Source organism: Pseudactinotalea sp. Z1732 (assembly GCF_049724975.1).
Taxonomy (GTDB): Bacteria; Actinomycetota; Actinomycetes; order Actinomycetales; family Beutenbergiaceae; genus CALKWS01.
In genome coordinates this window covers 36,498-53,725 of the sequence record NZ_JBMPQC010000001.1, presented here as the reverse complement: position 1 = coordinate 53,725, position 17,228 = coordinate 36,498, and the positions used below count along the sequence as shown (strand labels likewise).

Annotated in this window: 12 protein-coding genes; 8 read left to right on the top strand and 4 right to left on the bottom strand. The window is 69.0% G+C overall.

All coding sequences use genetic code 11. The features are described from left to right. Positions 1 to 2: 2 nt before the first annotated feature. On the bottom strand, positions 3 to 890 hold the full coding sequence (locus ACPL7H_RS00220; RefSeq protein ID WP_424795204.1) for a hypothetical protein: 888 nt from the start codon (positions 888 to 890) through the stop codon (positions 3 to 5). Further along, positions 883 to 1,914 carry a hypothetical protein gene (locus tag ACPL7H_RS00215; protein WP_424795203.1) on the bottom strand — a complete coding sequence of 344 codons (1,032 nt, stop codon included), beginning with the start codon at positions 1,912 to 1,914 and terminating at the stop codon, positions 883 to 885. The genes ACPL7H_RS00220 and ACPL7H_RS00215 overlap by 8 nt, the downstream gene beginning before the upstream one ends. Positions 1,915 to 2,855: 941 nt before the next feature. Between ACPL7H_RS00215 and ACPL7H_RS00210 the strand changes: the two genes are divergently transcribed. The 3 genes from ACPL7H_RS00210 to ACPL7H_RS00200 all read left to right on the top strand — a co-directional run bounded on the left by ACPL7H_RS00210 (position 2,856) and on the right by ACPL7H_RS00200 (position 5,385). Further along, positions 2,856 to 3,077: a helix-turn-helix transcriptional regulator gene (locus ACPL7H_RS00210; protein ID WP_424795202.1), complete on the top strand. Its 222-nt coding sequence runs from the start codon at positions 2,856 to 2,858 to the stop codon at positions 3,075 to 3,077. Then, the gene (locus ACPL7H_RS00205) at positions 3,074 to 4,378 is read left to right on the top strand and encodes a tyrosine-type recombinase/integrase (protein WP_424795201.1); all 1,305 of its coding nucleotides are present in this window, start codon (positions 3,074 to 3,076) and stop codon (positions 4,376 to 4,378) included. Before ACPL7H_RS00210 ends, ACPL7H_RS00205 begins: the two co-directional genes overlap by 4 nt. A 260-nt stretch (positions 4,379 to 4,638) precedes the next feature. Continuing rightward, a complete protein-coding gene (locus ACPL7H_RS00200) occupies positions 4,639 to 5,385 on the top strand; it encodes a hypothetical protein (RefSeq protein WP_424786733.1) in 747 nt (248 codons plus the stop codon). Between the two features lie 16 nt (positions 5,386 to 5,401). On the opposite strand, the gene ACPL7H_RS00195 is transcribed toward ACPL7H_RS00200, so the two are convergent. After that, positions 5,402 to 6,394: a helix-turn-helix transcriptional regulator gene (locus ACPL7H_RS00195; RefSeq protein WP_424786732.1), complete on the bottom strand. Its 993-nt coding sequence runs from the start codon at positions 6,392 to 6,394 to the stop codon at positions 5,402 to 5,404. An 86-nt stretch (positions 6,395 to 6,480) separates the two neighbouring features. Here ACPL7H_RS00195 and ACPL7H_RS00190 point away from each other — a divergent pair, with 86 nt between their 5' ends. Beyond that, on the top strand, positions 6,481 to 7,437 hold the full coding sequence (locus ACPL7H_RS00190) for an SDR family oxidoreductase (RefSeq protein ID WP_424786731.1): 957 nt from the start codon (positions 6,481 to 6,483) through the stop codon (positions 7,435 to 7,437). Between the two features lie 100 nt (positions 7,438 to 7,537). Beyond that, the gene (locus tag ACPL7H_RS00185) at positions 7,538 to 7,720 is read left to right on the top strand and encodes a CsbD family protein (RefSeq protein WP_424786730.1); all 183 of its coding nucleotides are present in this window, start codon (positions 7,538 to 7,540) and stop codon (positions 7,718 to 7,720) included. Between the two features lie 46 nt (positions 7,721 to 7,766). On the opposite strand, the gene ACPL7H_RS00180 is transcribed toward ACPL7H_RS00185, so the two are convergent. Further along, entirely contained in the window at positions 7,767 to 11,372 is a 3,606-nt protein-coding gene (locus ACPL7H_RS00180; RefSeq protein WP_424786729.1) for a TM0106 family RecB-like putative nuclease, read from the bottom strand. Positions 11,373 to 12,059: 687 nt separating this feature from the next. Between ACPL7H_RS00180 and ACPL7H_RS00175 the strand changes: the two genes are divergently transcribed. The 3 genes from ACPL7H_RS00175 (at position 12,060) to ACPL7H_RS00165 (ending at position 17,129) form a co-directional block, all read left to right on the top strand. After that, a complete protein-coding gene (locus ACPL7H_RS00175) occupies positions 12,060 to 12,566 on the top strand; it encodes an RNA polymerase sigma factor (protein WP_424786728.1) in 507 nt (168 codons plus the stop codon). A 63-nt stretch (positions 12,567 to 12,629) separates the two neighbouring features. Then, a complete protein-coding gene (locus tag ACPL7H_RS00170) occupies positions 12,630 to 14,162 on the top strand; it encodes a hypothetical protein (RefSeq protein ID WP_424786727.1) in 1,533 nt (510 codons plus the stop codon). 90 nt (positions 14,163 to 14,252) lie between these two features. Then, the gene (locus ACPL7H_RS00165) at positions 14,253 to 17,129 is read left to right on the top strand and encodes an FAD-binding and (Fe-S)-binding domain-containing protein (RefSeq protein WP_424786726.1); all 2,877 of its coding nucleotides are present in this window, start codon (positions 14,253 to 14,255) and stop codon (positions 17,127 to 17,129) included. Positions 17,130 to 17,228: the final 99 nt, after the last annotated feature.

Sequence of the window (17,228 nt, the reverse complement as noted above, 5' to 3'; positions counted from 1 at the left end):
ACTCAGCAGGGTGCGTCGGGCTTCGGATCAGGCTCTGATGGGAACGCCTCTACCCAGATAGTCTTCCCTGGTGGCGGAGGTTTGAAGACAGCGTAGTCATCTCCCGGCGGCTTGCCTTCGTTGAGAGCGGTCGAGACGGCATGTTGGACATGCTCACTGTCCCAGCGACCCCCAGCAGCGGGTGCTGACCACATCCCGACCAGACGGCCGGAAGTGACCATGCCACTGGGGAGATCTCCGGTTTCGTAGGTCCAACTGGGCAGTCCCAGGCCGAGCTCATCATCGAAGCCTCGCACGAAGGCCACGCTCGTCCGTGCCAGCCGTATGACGTCGGCGTGGTAGGCCCAGCCGGCGATCAGGCGTTCCTTGCGCGTGGCCGTGTTCTGTCGTCCCTCGTCGGCATGGACCAGATCGCCGTAGAGCCAAGCCTCTGCTACTTGCTTGGAGGACCAACTGCGCGTGGGTTCCGACCCGTCGACCTTCGACATCGCGAGGAAGTAGGTGTGCGCCTGTTCTGATGCTGTGGCCCAGCCATCAGCCAGATCTATCACCGCGTCGCAGTACTCATCAGCCCTATCAGGATCGCTACTGCGTATGAGGCGGCGGAGGGCCTTGAGCCCGGTTCTGTAGTGGCAGCGATCCTCCAGGAAGATGGGACGAGCCCGTGCTGCCAACGCATCGAGTTCCAACTCGAGTGGGAGCATGTGCACGAACTGGGTGACGCCCTCCTCGTCGGTGGTGATGCCCATCATCTTCGACCGGCGAAGCAGCTCCTTGTTCGAGGCCGCCGGAACCGCCAAGACGCGACCACATCGGTAAGCGAACTCAGCAACGCGCTCCTCGAGGCTTGGGCCAGATGGGCGCGATGGCGAGACTGTTTCGTCAGCCATCGACGACGACCCCACTGCGGCCCTCACCGAACTTCAGAGGCACGAACACGCCATCGCTAAGGAGCATGCCTGGCGGACGGTGGATCGTGCCTTGAGGTGAGGTCGTGACCGGGAAGCGCAGGCCCACCACGTGCTTTCCCAGGATCCTCTGAGACGTAGGCCCGATCAGTATGCCCGGGTAGGGGGCCATCCCTTCCACTGTCTTCTCTCCGAAGTGACGGTAGGCAGCGGTGTGGAAGATCGCACCGTGGGTGATCGCCAGCATCCACGCTTCCGCTAACAGGACCGGTGAGTCGGCCCTGAGCAGTGTGCGTTCGTATCCGTGGGGCTCTTGGCCCTTCGGGCTGGGAGGGCGCGAGATGTACTCCAGGACGATCGTGTCGAACACGTCGAGGGAGGATGGCCCTGCCAGATGTGACAGGGGCATGCTCCCGTCCGCGTTCGGCGGTTTGGTGGCAATGGTGAGCCGCAGCTTGTCTTCCGGGCGCGCAGTGATGCCGTGCTTGATCTTGTTGTTTGCTGCGTTGAGGTCGATTTGGCCCGTCATCACTATCTCGCTGGCCCGCACGATCCAGTCCAGAGCAGTTGAAGTGCCCTCCTTCATGTCCTCGTCGAGGGTCGTTCCGGCAGGTACCGGGATCAGCAGCCCTGCGGCGATGGGGAAGAACTCCTCCGACTCGACGTGCGGGCGCAACTGCTCGACCAGGTCATGCAGTCGAGTCGGGCTTCTGATCAGGTTCATCCACAGGCTCTGCGGCGAGGCGCTGTTGCGTTGTCTCAGACGAGCGTCAATCAACCGAAGAAGCGCTTCCGCCACTTGGTGCCGGAACTGGATCGCGTCCACAGCAACCTGGATGGTGCGCTGACCGGCGGTTATGGGGCTGCGGGAGTGTGCAGCCTCACCGGCAAGCTGCTGGAAGCGTGCGCGCAGCGAACCCTCTTTTACGGTCCGTGCCTCTGCCACGTCTGCCTCGTCCAGCAGACCCTCCAACTTCGACCGGAAATAGGCCATCGGGTCACTCATCAGATACTCGTCATCGAGTTTCCGGCACTCATCAGCGTTCAACTCGGGGCCAGCCGGAGTCGGGTACAAGGTTGATCCTCTCCCATGGTGGGCTGCTCATGGCGCGAGCACACTCGATATCTACACCACTCCACTGACAGCTGGCACCTGCGCCGAGCCGGCCACTTACTCTGGCCGGGTCGGCCGAGCGTTCGGGTCTGGTACCTGGACGCCAGATCTGTGGACTCACCTCTCCCATCGCTCCGATCTACGTAGGATGCTGTCATGGCATGCACGGTGTGCGGACTTGGTGGGCATAACAGCCGCACCTGTCCGGGTGAGCATCCGATCTGCCCGAACTGCGGCAGGCCGACCGCGAACATGAACGACTACTCCGAGCGGCACGACAGCGGGTACTGCTCCCCGTTCACTTCCCCACACTGCTGGGGAGAGCCGCTGTGACGCTTGTGTGCCCGGCGTGCGAGGAGGTTGTCGACGACGAGGCTGACTGGGACGACTAGTTCCAGGTGTAGAACTCCTGCTTCGAGGGCAGCGGTAGCCCTATTTACTGCTGCGGCGTCATGTACGAAGGTGGCGAGAGCAACTGCAGGAGTTGCGGCGACCCACTCTGATCGTCGCCTCCGGGACGGCCCAACTGACAAGCCTTCTCTCCGACACGCCCTACGCACCCTTTGGCGCTGTCACGCACCGTCCATACACTCGGTCGCGAACGAGGGCACGCTCTCGTTTCCCGCGCAGCAACCGTTAGTAACGGCAGGCGTCGGGTGACAGCACCCAAGAACTAGGCCAGGTAGGTAGCGCTCCTGGCCCGTGCGCCGCGGCTTGGCAAACCAGCGCACGAACATCCGTGCAGCCGTCGGTGTAGCGCCCGGCGGAGGCCGACGGTGAAGCCCGCCCGTCGGTTGCAGAGGGCCCGACCACTGCATGCACGGAGCAACACCATGAAAGACGCTACTTCCTCCGCTGTCGGCGCGCTGCCGCCGCCACAGGCCGCCGAGTACCTCGGTGTCGCCAACGCCACCTTGAAGACCTGGCGCTGCCGGGGCTTCGGACCGGTCTACGCGAAGATCGGACGGTCCGTCGTCTACCGGGTCTCGGATCTGGACGACTATCTCGAGGACCACCTGGTCAACAAGCCCCGGACCACCCGGAGCGCAGCATGAGCCGGGCGACCAACGCGCGGCTGGAGCCGGGCCAGCACTCCATCGATCGCGTCCAGCCGCGCAAGAAGGGAAGTACCTGGTACATCACCTGGACGATCGCACTGCCCGACGGCCGCCGACTGCAGCGCACCCACCAGGGCGCGTCGAAGGGTGAGGCTCGTCGCCGTGCCCGTGCCGCGGCTGATGAGCTGCTGACCTCCGGCTACGGGTCCCTCTGGAAGAGCACCGACGAGCTGGCCGCCTACATCGACAAGGTCAGCAAACCCGCCATCGACGAGGCCGAGCTGCGACCGGCCTCCCGGGACCGCTACCACCTGGCCCTGAGGCTGCTGCTGGGCCAGTGCCGCCGCGAGGATCACAAGCATCGTGACAGCCTCAAAGGCCACACCATCGCCTCCGGCACCCGCGTGCGAGCACTGGAGGACTGCCTGCGGGAGATCGCCAGGCTCCACGGTGCCGAGTCGGCTCACCAGGCCCGCAGCGTCCTGTCGAAGTACGTCCTCGATCAACTGGTCCGCGACGAGTTGATCCCCGGCTCGCCGATCGCCGGACGGCGGCTGGGGCTGCGATCCCAGAGTGACTGGCAGCAGTCCGCCGAGGCGCTGACCCACAGCCAGTGGAGCGCTGTGCTGGAGCACCTGCTGGCACTCGATCCGGCCGAGGGGATCACCGCCCCGCGTCGTGGCCGCTGGACCTTCGAGGACAGGGTCGCAGTCCGCCGCAACACCATCGACCTGGCGCTGCTGCAGGTGGTCACGGGCCTGCGCGTCAACGAGGCGACCTCGCTGCGCTGGTACGACCTGCAGATCATCGACGACCAGCTCTACGTCACCGTCCGCCCGCAGGTCTCCAAGACCCACCGCGGCCGTCGGGTGCCGCTGCTCGACGCCCGTGTGGCCGACCGGATCCTGCAGCGCCGGCACGATGACTCGGCCGACGAGGACTTCGTCATCGGCTCCCCGGCCGTGCCGACGAAGCAGTGGGACTCAGCACAGAGAGTCAAGGCCACAGCGACGCTCTACATCGAGCTGGCCGAGGCTCTCGGCATCGAGTTGCTGCAGACGGCTCGTTCGCACGTCTGGCGCGCTACGCTGAACTCAATGCTGCTGGGCCAGGTGCCGGAGGTTCAGCGCGCCGGGTTCTTCGGCCACACCGAGGAAGTCAACCGCGGTCACTACACCGACGTCAGCGACACCTCGGCGATGGTGGAAGCCGTCCAGAGCCTCAATGCCGACCTGAGTTCAAACCTTGGTTCAAAGTCGGCAACTTCGGGCAACCTCGAGAGCCCTGCAGAGCCCTGACAGCCGCGACGGTGCGCCCGTGACCTGCGAAAACACCCTTCTGACCTGCATCTTCGCTATTGACCGCTCTGGAATGAATAGGTCGTGGGTTCGATTCCCACAGGCGGCTCCCACATTCACCCCGGCCCGCGCAAGCGTGATCGGTCATCGCGAACATCGCGAGCCGGCGCGCCAGAGGTCCTGAACCCGCACCTTTCGCTGCGGTACTGAGGGCCCGTGGAGGGCGACCCCTTGGGGCCGATACCGGGATATCGTGAAGTGTGTCCTCCACTGAGCCTCCGCAGCGGGCGGCCGACGACCCGAAGCCTCGCCGGGCCGAGGACGTTGTCGACCGCGCACCTGAGGAAGCGAGGGAAATCGCGGCGGTGACCTTGGGCAAGGCCACCGAAGCCGAGATCGACGAAGTTCAAGGACGGTGGGAGAAGTGGCTGGGCTGGCCGGTGCTGATCGCCGCCATTGCCTCGGTGCCGGCGGTCTTTCTTACCCTGTTGGACGAGCCCTTCGAGATGATCGGCCACGTCGGGCTGTGGCTGGCCACAGTGGTCCTGGTCGTCGAAACGGTGGTGTTCTTCCTCCTCTCGCCGAAGAAGATCGCCTGGGTGCGCCGGAACTGGTGGCTGATAGGCCTGACATTTGCCGCGATCCTGGCGGTGGTCTTCAGCATCGGCCCCATGCAGTTGTTCCGGGTAGGGCGCAGCGTGGGCGCCTTGCGCGTGATGCGAGGCAAGCAGGTGGCCAAAGCCGGTGAGTCCCTGGCCAAGAAGGGACAGTCCCGGCGGCGCCAACTGCTGGGCAAGGTCCTGGCTACCGTCGTCGTGGGGGCGTTCGTCGTCCTGGCCCTCGCGGTTCCCGAGTCCGAGGCCCGGAGCACACTTGAGGATTTCGTGGGTGAGGACGGTGTTCCCGTGGCCGCCGCGGCGGCCGGCGTGCTCACCATGACGGCGATGTACTTCCTGGTACGCAGCCCACGGTCGAAGGAAGAGGATGAGGGCCACGAGGCAGGGTAGGTGGGCGTCCGGTCGCTCAGTGATTGATGTCGCTGGAGTCCTGCTGGTGTCCGGGCCGCACCCGATGACGGGCCGCGAGGTCCTGGCCGAGTCGGTGCAGCCTGCTGCGTAGCTCCACCGGCTCGTGCGCCTCCACTCCTGGAACTGCCAGGAGTTGCGCGGCCGCTATCTCCAGACTCTCCATCACCAGATCGACGACGAGGCGATCCCCGGATGTGCGCGCCGACCGCAGGCTCCCCTCGGTATCCGGCCCGGGCACGGCCGCCCGCAGACTGTCGACTGCACCGACCGGGATCGAGAGGCGGACCGGCAGGGTGTTGAGTGAGGACTCGAAGGCAGTCCGGGCCCGGCCCCAGTACTCGGCGAGGGAGAAATCCGGCGGGCGCCACGCCACGTCGTCGAGCACGTGGGTGGACGTGACCCGGGAGAGCCGGTAGGTCCGCACCTGCCGTCGGTGTGCGGCGATGAGGTACCAGACGTCGGTCTTGAGCACCAGCCCGAGCGGATCGAGGAGGCGCTGCACCGCGGGACGCCCCGATCGTGCGTAGTCGATCCTGATCCGCGTTCCGTTCCAGACCGCCCGGGCCACAGCCGTGAGCGCGGCAGGTCGGTCCGGTTCGGTGAACCAGCGTTCGTGATCGAGGAGGAATCGTTCCTGCGCCGGTGCGAGCACGGCGGCCTGGGCAGAGGATGAACTGAGCATCTTCAACCGCGCTGTCTCGAAGTCGTCGCTCAGTCCGAGATCACGGGATCCGGCCACGCCGATGATGAGGGCTTGGAGTTCGCCGGCCGTCATCCCGGTGATCGGGGACCTCCAGCCATCGACCAGGCCGATGCCTCCGCCCGGTCCGGTGCGGGTCCAGATCGGTACGCCCATGCTGATCAGGGCGGCCACGTCACGCTGGATCGTGCGCTCGGACACCTCGTGGCGCCTGGCCAGGTGGTGCACCGTGGTGGTGGACAGCCGGGCCAGGTCCATCATGACCGCCAGCAGCCGCGTCGTTCGCACAGGGAAACGGTACGCAATTTGCGACACGAGTTGTCGGGAACCCGCGGCAGATTGATGCCCCCAAGAGTTCTACTGAGAGGGTCCTCGTGACTTCATCACCACCACAACACGATCTGAACGGCAGGATCGCCCTGGTCGCCGGCGGTACCCGGGGCGCGGGCCGCGCCATCGCCGTCGAACTCGGCCGGGCCGGAGCGGTGGTCTACTGCACCGGCCGCTCCACCTCCGGCAGGGCCTCGGATTACGGGCGCCCGGAGACCATCGAGGAGACGGCCGACCTCATCAACAAGGCCGGCGGCACGGCTCACCCCGTCGTCGTCGACCATCTGGACGTCGAGGCCGTCCGCGCATTGGTCGACCGGATCGACCGCGAACAGGGCCGCCTCGACATCCTCATCAACGACATCGGCGGCGAAGCCTACGTCGAATTCGGAACGCCCGTGTGGGAATACGACCTGGACGCCGGGAGGAAACTCTTCGACACCGGTTTCATCACCCACCTCAACACCAGCCACAGCGCTCTCGGGCTGTTGATCCGCCGGCCCGGCGGTCTCGTCATCGAGATCACCGATGGCACGCGCACCTACAACAACTCCCACTACCGGGACACCGTGTTCCTGGACCTGACGAAGACCGCCGTGGACCGGCTGGCCTTCGCCCAGGGACACGAACTCGCCCGGCACGGTGGCGCGGCCGTGTCGGTCACACCGGGATGGCTGCGCTCGGAGATGATGCTGGACGCCTTCGGCGTCACCGAGGAGAACTGGCGCCGGGCCGCCGAGGACAATGCCGGGGTCGCCGGCGCCGTCCCCCCGCAGGAGTTCGTCATCTCCGAGACCCCGGCCATGCTGGCCCGCGGCGTCACCGCCCTGGCCGCCGATCCGCGACGACAGGTGTGGAACACCAAGTCGGTGAGTTCCTTCGACCTCGCCACCCACTACGACCTGACGGATGTGGACGGATCACGACCTGATGCGTGGTCGTTCATCACCGCGATCGAGACCACGCCGGTCACCGATCTCAACGTCGACGAGTACCGCTGACCGCAGTCGACCTGCTCCCGCCGTTCGGCTTTCAACGAGCGGAATCACAAGCATTCCCTTACCGTGAGGAACGGAGTAACCCCGCGAGAAGGGAAGACGAATGGGTATCGGAGACAAGTTCAAGAACAAGGCCCAGGAAGCCAAGGGCAAGGTGAAGGAAGGCACTGGCGATGCCACCGACAACGAGCGCCTGGAGTCCGAGGGCAAGAGGGATCAGGCCGGCGCGAACGTCAGGCAAGCCGGTGAGAACGTCAAGGACGCCACTCGGGACGTCACCGACTGACCTGGCGTGGGGCCGGCGATGAGTACGTACTCATCGCCGGCCTTTCTCATGCGGTGACCCCGACCGTCCCCGGGTTGGCGGGGTGCAGGTCGGCGTGCCACCTGGCCGCCTGCGGTGCCGGGGCCGGTCCGCACAGCCGGATGAACGCCCCCAGGTCAGCCAACTGCTCGGGCCGGTGGGGCAGCACGTCGGTCAGATCCGGGGAGCGCACGATCACCGCCCGCCACAGCCCTCGTGAGACCGCCACGTTCACCCGGTTGCGGTTCAGGACGAACTCCATCCCGCGGGGTGCTTCCTGTACCGCCGACACCGTGGTGGACAGGATCACCACCGGGGCCTGCTGGCCCTGGAACTTATCCACCGTGCCCACCCGCACGTGCCTCAGGCCCGCGCCGTCCAAGGTGTCCCGGATCAGTTGCACCTGGGCGTTGTACGGGGCCACCACCAGGATGTCCTGCTCGCCGAGCAGGCGCGGGGCGGCATCCTGGCCGTACCGCCAGGCCAGGCCGAGGTGCACCCGAACCTGGGCGAGAACCTCCTGTGCCTCCTCCACCGAAGAGGTGGTGTTGCCCGAATGCGGGACGTACCGGCACTCCACGCCCGGGGCCGCCCCGTCCAGGTGACGCTGGGCGGTGACCGGTGCCGGTCGCAACTGTCCGGCGTAGGACAGGCCCGAGACCGCCCGGCACAGGTCCGGGTGCATCCGCCAGGTACGGGCCAAGAAGTAACCCAGGTGGGACGGCAGCACCGAGGCGTGCTGGGACAGCCAGCCGAGCGCGGAGGTGTCCACCGGCTCGGGGTGACTGCCCTGGCTCACCTGGGGCAACTGCTGGGGGTCGCCCAGCAGCAACAACCGGTTGGTGGCGCGGGTCACCGCGAGCGTGTTCGCCAGCGAGAACTGCCCGGCCTCATCGATCACGATCAGATCGAGCGCCCCGGGAGGCACGGCACGGCCCGTCATCGTCCAGGCCGTCCCACCCACCAGCATCCCCCCGGTCTCGGCCAGCGCGGCGGTGACGTGCGTGTTGGAGGTGCCACCGCGCCAGCGCACCGACCGCCGCGGCCCGCCGACGGGTTTGGCGACCCGCTCCGCGGGAACCCCGGCGTCGATGGCGGCGTTGAGCAGGTTCTCCACCACCGCGTGGGACTGGGCCACCACACCGACCTTCCACCCTTGGGCGATCAGGTGCGCGATCACGCGGGCGCCCACGTGGGTCTTGCCCGATCCGGGAGGCCCCTGCACCGCGAGATAGGAGTGGTCCAGGTCCGCCGTTGCTCGGGTGATCGCCCCGACGTAGTCCCCCTGCGCCACCGCCGGCAACGTCCCCAGGGTGGCCAGCCGCGGCGGGCGGCGTGCCAGCAGATCCAGCCCCGGGTGCGCCGGAAGGCGGGGCAGCGCGGTCGAGACCTGCGTGGCCAGGGCGGCCAGTGCCTCCTGGATGGCGGCGGTGGGGACCGGAGCCCCCGGCGTCAGGGCGACCGGCAGCGCGGTGAACTCGTTCATGCCTCGTGGTAGAGGTTCGGCGAAGGTGATCCGCGCGCTCTCGGTTCCCACGTGCACCTGCTGTACCTCGGCACCGAAGACGCCGCCGCGGCGGTTCCGCCCGTCGTCGGACATCCCCTCGGGCAATGGCCGGTCGTACATCCGGAACATCTTGTCCCCGGGCCGCACCAGTGAGCCGTCGGCGAGAGAGCCGGTCAGTTCCACCACCCGTCGGGGCTCCTGGCGGCCCTCGGCCGCCCACGGCTGCACCACCCGCCCGGACTCTGCCACCAGCACATCCCGGGTCTGGGCCCAGTCCGCCGGTGGGGTGTTCAACCGGTCGTAGTGTGCCCACCAGTACTGCTTGTCCTCGCGGCGGTGGTACCCCACCGCGGCGGAGACCATAGCCAGGGCCTGGTGCTCCTGGCTGAGCTCGGTGCCGGTGCGTAGCGACTCGGCGATGCGGGCACGGACGAAGTCGTCGATCTCCTTCTCCTGCGGCAGCGGCTCGATCTCTCGCAGTTCCTCCGGTTCGGCCTCGGGCTGCTGCCCCACGCGTACCCCGCGTTCGTCCGCCCGGGCCAGCAACCAGTCGCGGAGTCTCCAGGTGGAGCGGCAGTCGTAGTGGTTGTAGTCCTCGATCGAGGCGAGGATCCGGGTGGCCTCATCGGATTGACCGGTGTCCCGGGCCATGCAGTAGTTGGCGTAGGCCACCACCGAGGCGCCACCGGCGGTGATGTCCCCGGTGCGCAGGTCGCTGCCCATGTACAGCGGTTCCAGTGCCTTGAGGCCGTAGGACTTCGAGGACAACTGCACGGACGTCTGCACCACGTCGTACAGGTCCACCAGCACACCGGCGCGCAGGAGTTCGTCGACTCCGTCCTCACCCAGGGCGTGCTGCAGGGACAACCGGCGCAGCGCAGCCTTCTCGTAATCGGCGTAGTGGTACACGTGCATGTCCGGATACCGCGCCCGGCGCTCGGCGACGTACTCGAGGAACTGCACTAGCGCCTGACCCTCCTGGGCCCGGGTGTGAGCCCAGAACGGGCGGAAGGCCGGGCGGGCGGTACCGACCGGGGCCTCCAGCACCCCGAACAGGTACTCCAGCCCCCACATTCCCTGCTCGTCCTGCCACAACGGGTCCCCCTCGAAGTCGAAGAAGACGTCGCCCTCGCTGGGTTCGGGCAGTGTGGCGAGGGTGTGCTGGGCCAGGACCCGGTAGGCCAGGGTGCGTTCCCCGGCGTCGTCGGTGACCTGCACCTGCCCGTCGGTGGGCATCAGGCCGGCTTGCATGCGGGCCTGGTCCCGCAACCGGTGGGCTGCCGTGCCCGGCTCGGCGTCGGAGTGGGCCAGGTCGGTGATGGTGCGGATGCCCTCCGCGCGCAACCTGCGCCGCCGGGGGAGGTTGACCCGGTGCACCCCGAGCACGTCCTCGTGCAGGCGAACCTGCTCGACGCAGTAGTCGCACTTTCCGCAGATCAGGAGCGTGTCATCACCCCAGGCCACCGGGTCGGGCTGGGCCCGGTGGGCGGCGGTCACGGCCAGTACCCGGTGGCGGCGTTCGGCGTAGACGGGCAGCATCTCGGCCAGGTCGAACTCCGCGTGGCTGCGGTCACCGAGCACGAGCGTGGCCATCGGAGCCACCGGCACCCCGGCAGCGATCAACTGATCGGCGTAGGCCGCTAGTTGCAGCAGCGCCTCGGTCTTGGCCCGGCGGGCGAGCTTGGAGTCCCACACCGCGTACCGGCCGTCGTCGGCGCGGACCAGGAAGTCGGCGCGGCCGTGGAAGGAGCCGTCGAAGAAGGACGCCTGGAACACCACGTCGGCGCCGTCGGCCAGGACCTCCAGGGTTCTGGCCTGAGCGTCGGCGAGCGCCTGGGCGGTGTAGGGGCGCGCGACGTCCGGGATCTCGACGACGGTGGGATAGGTGTCCTTGAGTCCTGCCAACACTTGGCGTTCGTGTTCCTCACCGAGCCGGGCGGCGCGGGTGAGCATCTCATCGTCGTCGAACTGGGCCTTGGGGGTCCGGCCCAACCGTTCGTCCAGGACGCGCAGCAACTGGTACTCACAGCGGGCCGCCATCACGACGTCGCTGGCGGTGATGATCAGATGCTTGTCCTGCCGGTCGGCGTGCGGTGGCGGTGTGGCGTGCGCAGCACCCGGTGCCACATCCTGTGTACCCGGCCTAGCCGCACCGGGCGCAGCCCGCGATGCCGCACCGTGTGCGAGCCCGTGCAGCGACCGTGCATCCAGTAGGAACAAGTCCGCTCTCCCTCATCCGTGCCGCTCGAGGTCTTCTGTCTACCAGTGCCTGCCCACATCGGGTGCCGGATCCCCAACGGCGCCGGCCCGCACGTGGACCACGCACCAGCCCCGCCGGGTGCGCTCGAAGCGACCGATTGGATGGTTGCAGCGGGGTGGGTGGTGCCCGGGTGCGCTCGAAGCGACCGATTGGATGGTTGCAGCGGGGTGGGTGGTGCCCGGGTGCGCTCGAAGCGACCGATTGGATGGTTGCAGCGGGGTGGGTGGTGCCGGGTGCGCTCGAACCGACCGATTGGATGGTTGCAGCGGGGTGGGGGCCTGGGGGCCTGGCGGCCTGGCGGCCTGGGGGCCTGGGGGCCTGGCGGCCTGGCGGCCTGGCGGCCTGGGGGCCTGGGGGCCTGGGGCGGGCGAGCGGGTTGGGGCGGCGGATCGGGGGAGTTCAGGCGTGGGGGCGCGCCTGCCGGCGCCGGGAGCGGAATACTGACGGCCACACTGTCCGGCCCAAACCCACTGCACCGACGCCCGCACCGACGCACCGAAGGACTCGGCGGACCACCCGCACCCACCACCAGATCCCCTCGACGAGAGCGCCCGATGAGCACTGAACCCACCGATGCTGCCGACCGGCAGTGGTTCGATGAGCTCTTCGCCGCGCACGCGGGTGCGGTGCAGCGCTACTTTCTGCGCCGGGCGGCCCCCGATGAGGCCGAGGATCTGGCCGCCGACGTGCTGGCCACCGCCTGGCGCCGCCGGGACGACGTGCCCAGGGGTCATGAACTGCCGTGGCTGTACCGCACCGCCGGCTACGTGCTGGCCAACCACCGCCGCAAACACCGCGCCGAACCGGTCGAGATAGCGGCGGACCGGATGGAGCACCCCGGTGCGGACCCGGCCCAGGAGGCCACCGACTCGGTGACGGTGCGCGAGGTGCTGGCCCAGTTGCGTCCGCGCGAGCGCGAGGTGCTGATGCTCAACGCGTGGGACGGGTTGAACGGGCAGGAACTGGCCGAGGCGCTCGGGATGAGTCGGGGTGGGGCGGCTGCGGCATTGAGCCGTGCGCGCGCCCGGCTGCACCAGATCTGGCAGGAACGTCAGGCCTGATGCAACATCGGCAGTCTCGGGCACATAGAAGCCTGGTAGGGAAAAGGTGAGAGGAAGAGTGCGATGAGCAGCGGCCCGGGTGCACCGGAGGAGGACGACGACGCTGTCCTCGACCGCCTCCGCCGCGCCGACCCGGCGCGCTCGGTCACACCGGATCTGACCGCCCTGCGTGCCGCCGTGGACCGCCGCATCGCCTCAGGTAACCCGCAGGAGGCGATTCCCTCCGAGCGCTCCGGTGACGACCAGCGCCCTGTCGAGGCGACTCCCGGTGGGGCGACCGCCGAGGCGACCCCGGACGCGAACCGTACCGCCGCCGTCGGCCCTGCCCTCGCAGCATCGGCCGCGTCCACCCCGGCGGGCCGTGCCGACCCGTACCGTGCCGCAGCCGCGTCCCGGGCAGAGGCCGACGACGACGACACAGCGGCCGTGCCGTCGTCGGCCCGTCGTAGCGGGTGGGTGGTGGCCGCCTCCGTGGCCACGCTGCTCGCGGTGGGCGTGGGCGGCTACGTCATCGGTAGCCAGCGCAGCGAGACCCCGATCGTGCTGACCGAGGGCGCCGATCACGCCGAGTCCGCCGCCGAGGAGCCGTTTGCCGTCCAGCGCGATGAGGCCGCCGATGCCGAGGAGGACGCCGGCGTGATGGCCGAGGAGGACGGGCTGATGCCGACCGAGGACGTCGAGCCCGAGTCCGGAGTCGGGCCCGCCCGGGTTCCCGTGCCGCTGGACTTCATCGAGGGCGGCCTGCCCACCGAGCCGGGCGAAGCAGAGGCGTGGATGCTCGATGCCGCCGCGGTGCAACCCGAAGAGACTCTTGCCGCCACCGCGCAAGCGCTGGCTCTGTCAGGCACGCCCGAGCAGGTCGACGGCGAGTGGCACCTGCGCGATGCCGACGTCGGCCTCGCGCTGCGCAGCGATGGTGCCGCCACGTTGCGCTACTGGAACGAGTCGGCCCGGGTGGCGTGCGCGATCACCCAGGGTGAGGGGCGCATCAGCGAGGACATCACCGCGGACCACGAGTGTCCCGGGACCGAGGCGGACCCGCCGCAGGACCCCGAGGGGACCGCTGCGGAGTTCCTCGACACCATCGGCGTGGACACCGGTCGCCTGGACCTGCTGGCCGAGGACCCGCGCCTGGCCATGGTCACCGTGCGGGCGGTGCCCGCGAGCATGTCCGGGGCACCGGGCGCCGCATGGTCGGTGGTGGTCTCCCAGCACGGGGTGGTCAGTGCCCAGGGCGGCCTGGCCGAACCGGTCTCGTTGGGCACCTACACCACCATCTCGGCCGCCAACGCAGTGGAGCGACTGAGTGATCTACGGTTCACCTCCCATCTGTGGCCCCGTTTCGACGAGCATGCCCGCGGGCATTGGGACCAGTCCGGAACCCCCGAACCGCCCCTCACGCCCGAACCGGGGGCGCCGCTGCAGTGGCCGATCAGCCAGACCCGAATCGTCGATGCCGATCAGGGGTTGCGGGCCTACACCCACCCGGAGGCGGGCACGCTGATCCTGCCGACGTGGAACCTGATCGATGAGACCGGGAACATCTGGCCGGTGCCGGCGGTGCAGGAGGAGTTCCTCGACATGGGCGCTCGCTGAGCGGTCTTCCACTTCCGCATCGCGCCGGCAGGTAGCCGCGGTGCGGGCGTATACGCCCACGTTCGGGGCGCGCATGCCAGACTGCCTCCTGTGGTGACACAGGTCCAGGACTTCACGGCAGAACTGCGCAACGCGCTCCGCGCGGAGGACGTGCCCCACGGCGCCGTGCCCCCCGTGGACGATTCGGCACGAGCCCGCGCGGAGTACTCCACCGACGCCTCGAACTACCGGGTGGTGCCGCAGGTGGTGGTCTTCCCCCGGCACACCGACGAGGTGCTGGCGGCGCTGCAGGTGGCGCGCACCCACCGGGTGCCGATCACCGCGCGCGGGGGCGGGACCTCGATCGCCGGGAACTCGGTGGGTCCGGGAATGGTGATCGACTTCTCCCGGCACCTGAACAAGATCCTCGACCTCGACCCCCACGCCCGCACCGCCCGGGTGCAGCCCGGGGTGATCATGACCTCGTTGCAGCAGGCCGGTGCCGCCCACGGCCTGCGGTTCGGCCCGGACCCCTCCAGCCAGGCCCGGGCCACGTTCGGGGGGATGATCGGCAACAACGCCTGCGGCCCGCACGCGCTGTCCTTCGGGCGCACCGCGGACAACACCCGCTCGCTGCTCGTGGCTGACGGCACCGGTCGCGTCTTCGAGGCCGGCGCCGGTCCCGAGGCGCTGGACCAGGTACCCGGGCTCGCGGCTCTGATGACGCAGTATATGGCGCTGATCCGCACCGAGTTCGGACGATTCTCCCGCCAGGTCTCGGGTTACTCCGCCGAGCACCTGCTGCCGGAGAACGGGCGGGACCTGGCCAAGTTCCTGGTCGGCTCCGAAGGCACCCTGGCCACGGTGCTGGAGGCCACCGTCGATCTGGTCGAGGTGCCCCGGGACCCGGTCCTGCTGGCACTCGGCTATCCGGACATGCCCTCGGCGGCCGATGCCGTCCCGGCGATGCTGGCGCACAAGCCCCTCGCGGTGGAAGGGCTGGATGCGGCGCTGGTGGACGTGGTCCGCAACCACCACGGCCCGGCCGCGGTGCCCGACCTCCCCCCGGGTGGTGGCTGGCTGATGGTGCTGGTGGGCGGGGAGGACGCCGACTCCGCGATGGCCAATGCGCGGGCCGTCGCCGCCGACGCCGGCACCGAGCACACCCAGGTGGTTCCCGCCGGTGCTGAGGCCCAGGCTCTGTGGCGGATCCGGGCCGACGGGGCGGGCCTGGCCACCCGGACCGCCGTCGGCGAACCGGCCTGGCCCGGGTGGGAGGATGCCGCGGTGCCCCCGGAGCGCCTGGGCACCTACTTGCGCGAGTTCGACGCGCTGCTGAAGGACTACGGCGCCTCCGCGCTGCCGTACGGGCACTTCGGCGACGGGTGCATCCACGCCCGCATCGACCTGCCCCTGACCGACGCGCAGGGCCCGGCGATCTTCCGTTCCTTCATGCTCGACGCCGCCGCGCTGGTGGCCTCCCACGGCGGGTCCTTCTCGGGCGAGCACGGCGACGGCCGGGCCCGCGGGGAGTTGTTGCCACTGATGTACTCGGCCGAGGCGATCGGGATGTTCGCAGGGATCAAGGCGCTGTTCGATCCCGAGGAGCACCTGAACCCCGGCATCATCGTCAAGCCCGCCGCGGTGGAGGCCGATCTGCGCCGCCCGACCGCGCGTCCGCTGCCGCTGCTGCCCGGGTCCGGCTTCTCCTTCGCCCACGACGGCGGGGACTTCACCAACGCGGTGCACCGGTGCGTCGGAGTGGCCAAGTGCCGGGCGGACCTGCCCGGGTCGTTCATGTGCCCCTCCTATCTGGCTACCCGCAACGAGAAGGACTCCACCCGGGGGCGCGCCCGGGTGCTGCAGGAGATGGCCACGGGCGAGTTGTACAGCGACTTCTCCGCGCCGCAGGTCCACGAAGCCCTGGACCTGTGTCTGTCCTGCAAGGCGTGCTCACGGGACTGCCCGGTGGGTGTGGACATGGCGCAGTACAAATCGGAGGTATTGCACCGTACATATCGAGGCAAGCGGCGCCCGATCAGCCACTACGCGCTGGGTTGGCTCCCCCGGTGGGCACGCATCATCACCGCCGTCCCGCCGCTGACGTTCCTGGTCAACACCGCGCTGAGGGTGCGGCCGCTGGCGTGGTTGGTGCAGCGCGGCGGGGGGATGGACACGCGTCGGTCGATGCCCTCCTTCACCACACAGCGCACCTCCCGCTGGTGGCGCCGTCGGTCCAACGGCGCCGGTGGATCCGGGGGGTCCGGTGCCCGGCCCGCCGTGAAGGTCTGGGTCGACTCCTTCTCCGAGCACATGGACGGCGCCGGCGCCCGAGCCACTCTGACCGTGCTGGAACAGGCCGGGTACCGGGTGGAGACGGTGGGTCCGGGAGCGTGCTGCGGACTGACCTACATCTCCACCGGACAGCTCGACGCCGCACGAGCCCGGCTGCGCCGCACCATGGACGTCCTCGGCCCGATCGTGGCCTCCGGGGTACCGGTGGTGGGCGTGGAGCCCTCCTGCACCGCGGCACTGCGCTCCGATCTGCCGGACCTGTTTGCCGACGATCCGCGTGCTCACGCGATCGCCAAAGGCGTGTACACGCTCTCGGAACTGCTCACCGCCGAGGCGCCGCTGGGCCCGGCCGACTGGGAGCCGCCGTCGTTGACGGGCCGGGAGATCATCGCCCAGCCGCACTGTCACCAGCACGCCGTGATGGGGTACGAGGCGGACCGGGCGCTGTTGACCAGGGCGGGAGCGCGCGTGCGCACCATGAACACCTGCTGCGGGCTCGCCGGCAACTTCGGGATGGAGGAGGGCCATTACGAGGTCTCGGTGAAGGTGGCCGAGCACGAGTTGCTGCCCGCGCTCGGCGAAGCCGGGCCGGACGCGGTGTTCCTTGCCGATGGCTTCTCTTGCCGCACCCAGGCGCAGGACCTGGCCGGGATCGGTGGGGTGCACCTGGCGCAGTTACTCGCGCGCCCCTGAACGCACCCGCCGTTGGCGGCAGGCGCGGTCCGGGGCGATCCGCAGGCCCCCACCACCGCATTCGTCGAGCGATCCGGACGGGTCGATGTGCACCACCAC

Bases quoted from the DNA above. Each gene is read 5' to 3' on its own strand.
- ACPL7H_RS00220 (WP_424795204.1), bottom strand. From the start codon at position 890: ATGGCTGACGAAACAGTCTCGCCATCGCGCCCATCTGGCCCAAGCCTC.
- ACPL7H_RS00215 (WP_424795203.1), bottom strand. From the start codon at position 1,914: ATGAGTGACCCGATGGCCTATTTCCGGTCGAAGTTGGAGGGTCTGCTG.
- ACPL7H_RS00210 (WP_424795202.1), top strand. From the start codon at position 2,856: ATGAAAGACGCTACTTCCTCCGCTGTCGGCGCGCTGCCGCCGCCACAG.
- ACPL7H_RS00205 (WP_424795201.1), top strand. From the start codon at position 3,074: ATGAGCCGGGCGACCAACGCGCGGCTGGAGCCGGGCCAGCACTCCATC.
- ACPL7H_RS00185 (WP_424786730.1), top strand. From the start codon at position 7,538: ATGGGTATCGGAGACAAGTTCAAGAACAAGGCCCAGGAAGCCAAGGGC.
- ACPL7H_RS00175 (WP_424786728.1), top strand. From the start codon at position 12,060: ATGAGCACTGAACCCACCGATGCTGCCGACCGGCAGTGGTTCGATGAG.
- ACPL7H_RS00170 (WP_424786727.1), top strand. From the start codon at position 12,630: ATGAGCAGCGGCCCGGGTGCACCGGAGGAGGACGACGACGCTGTCCTC.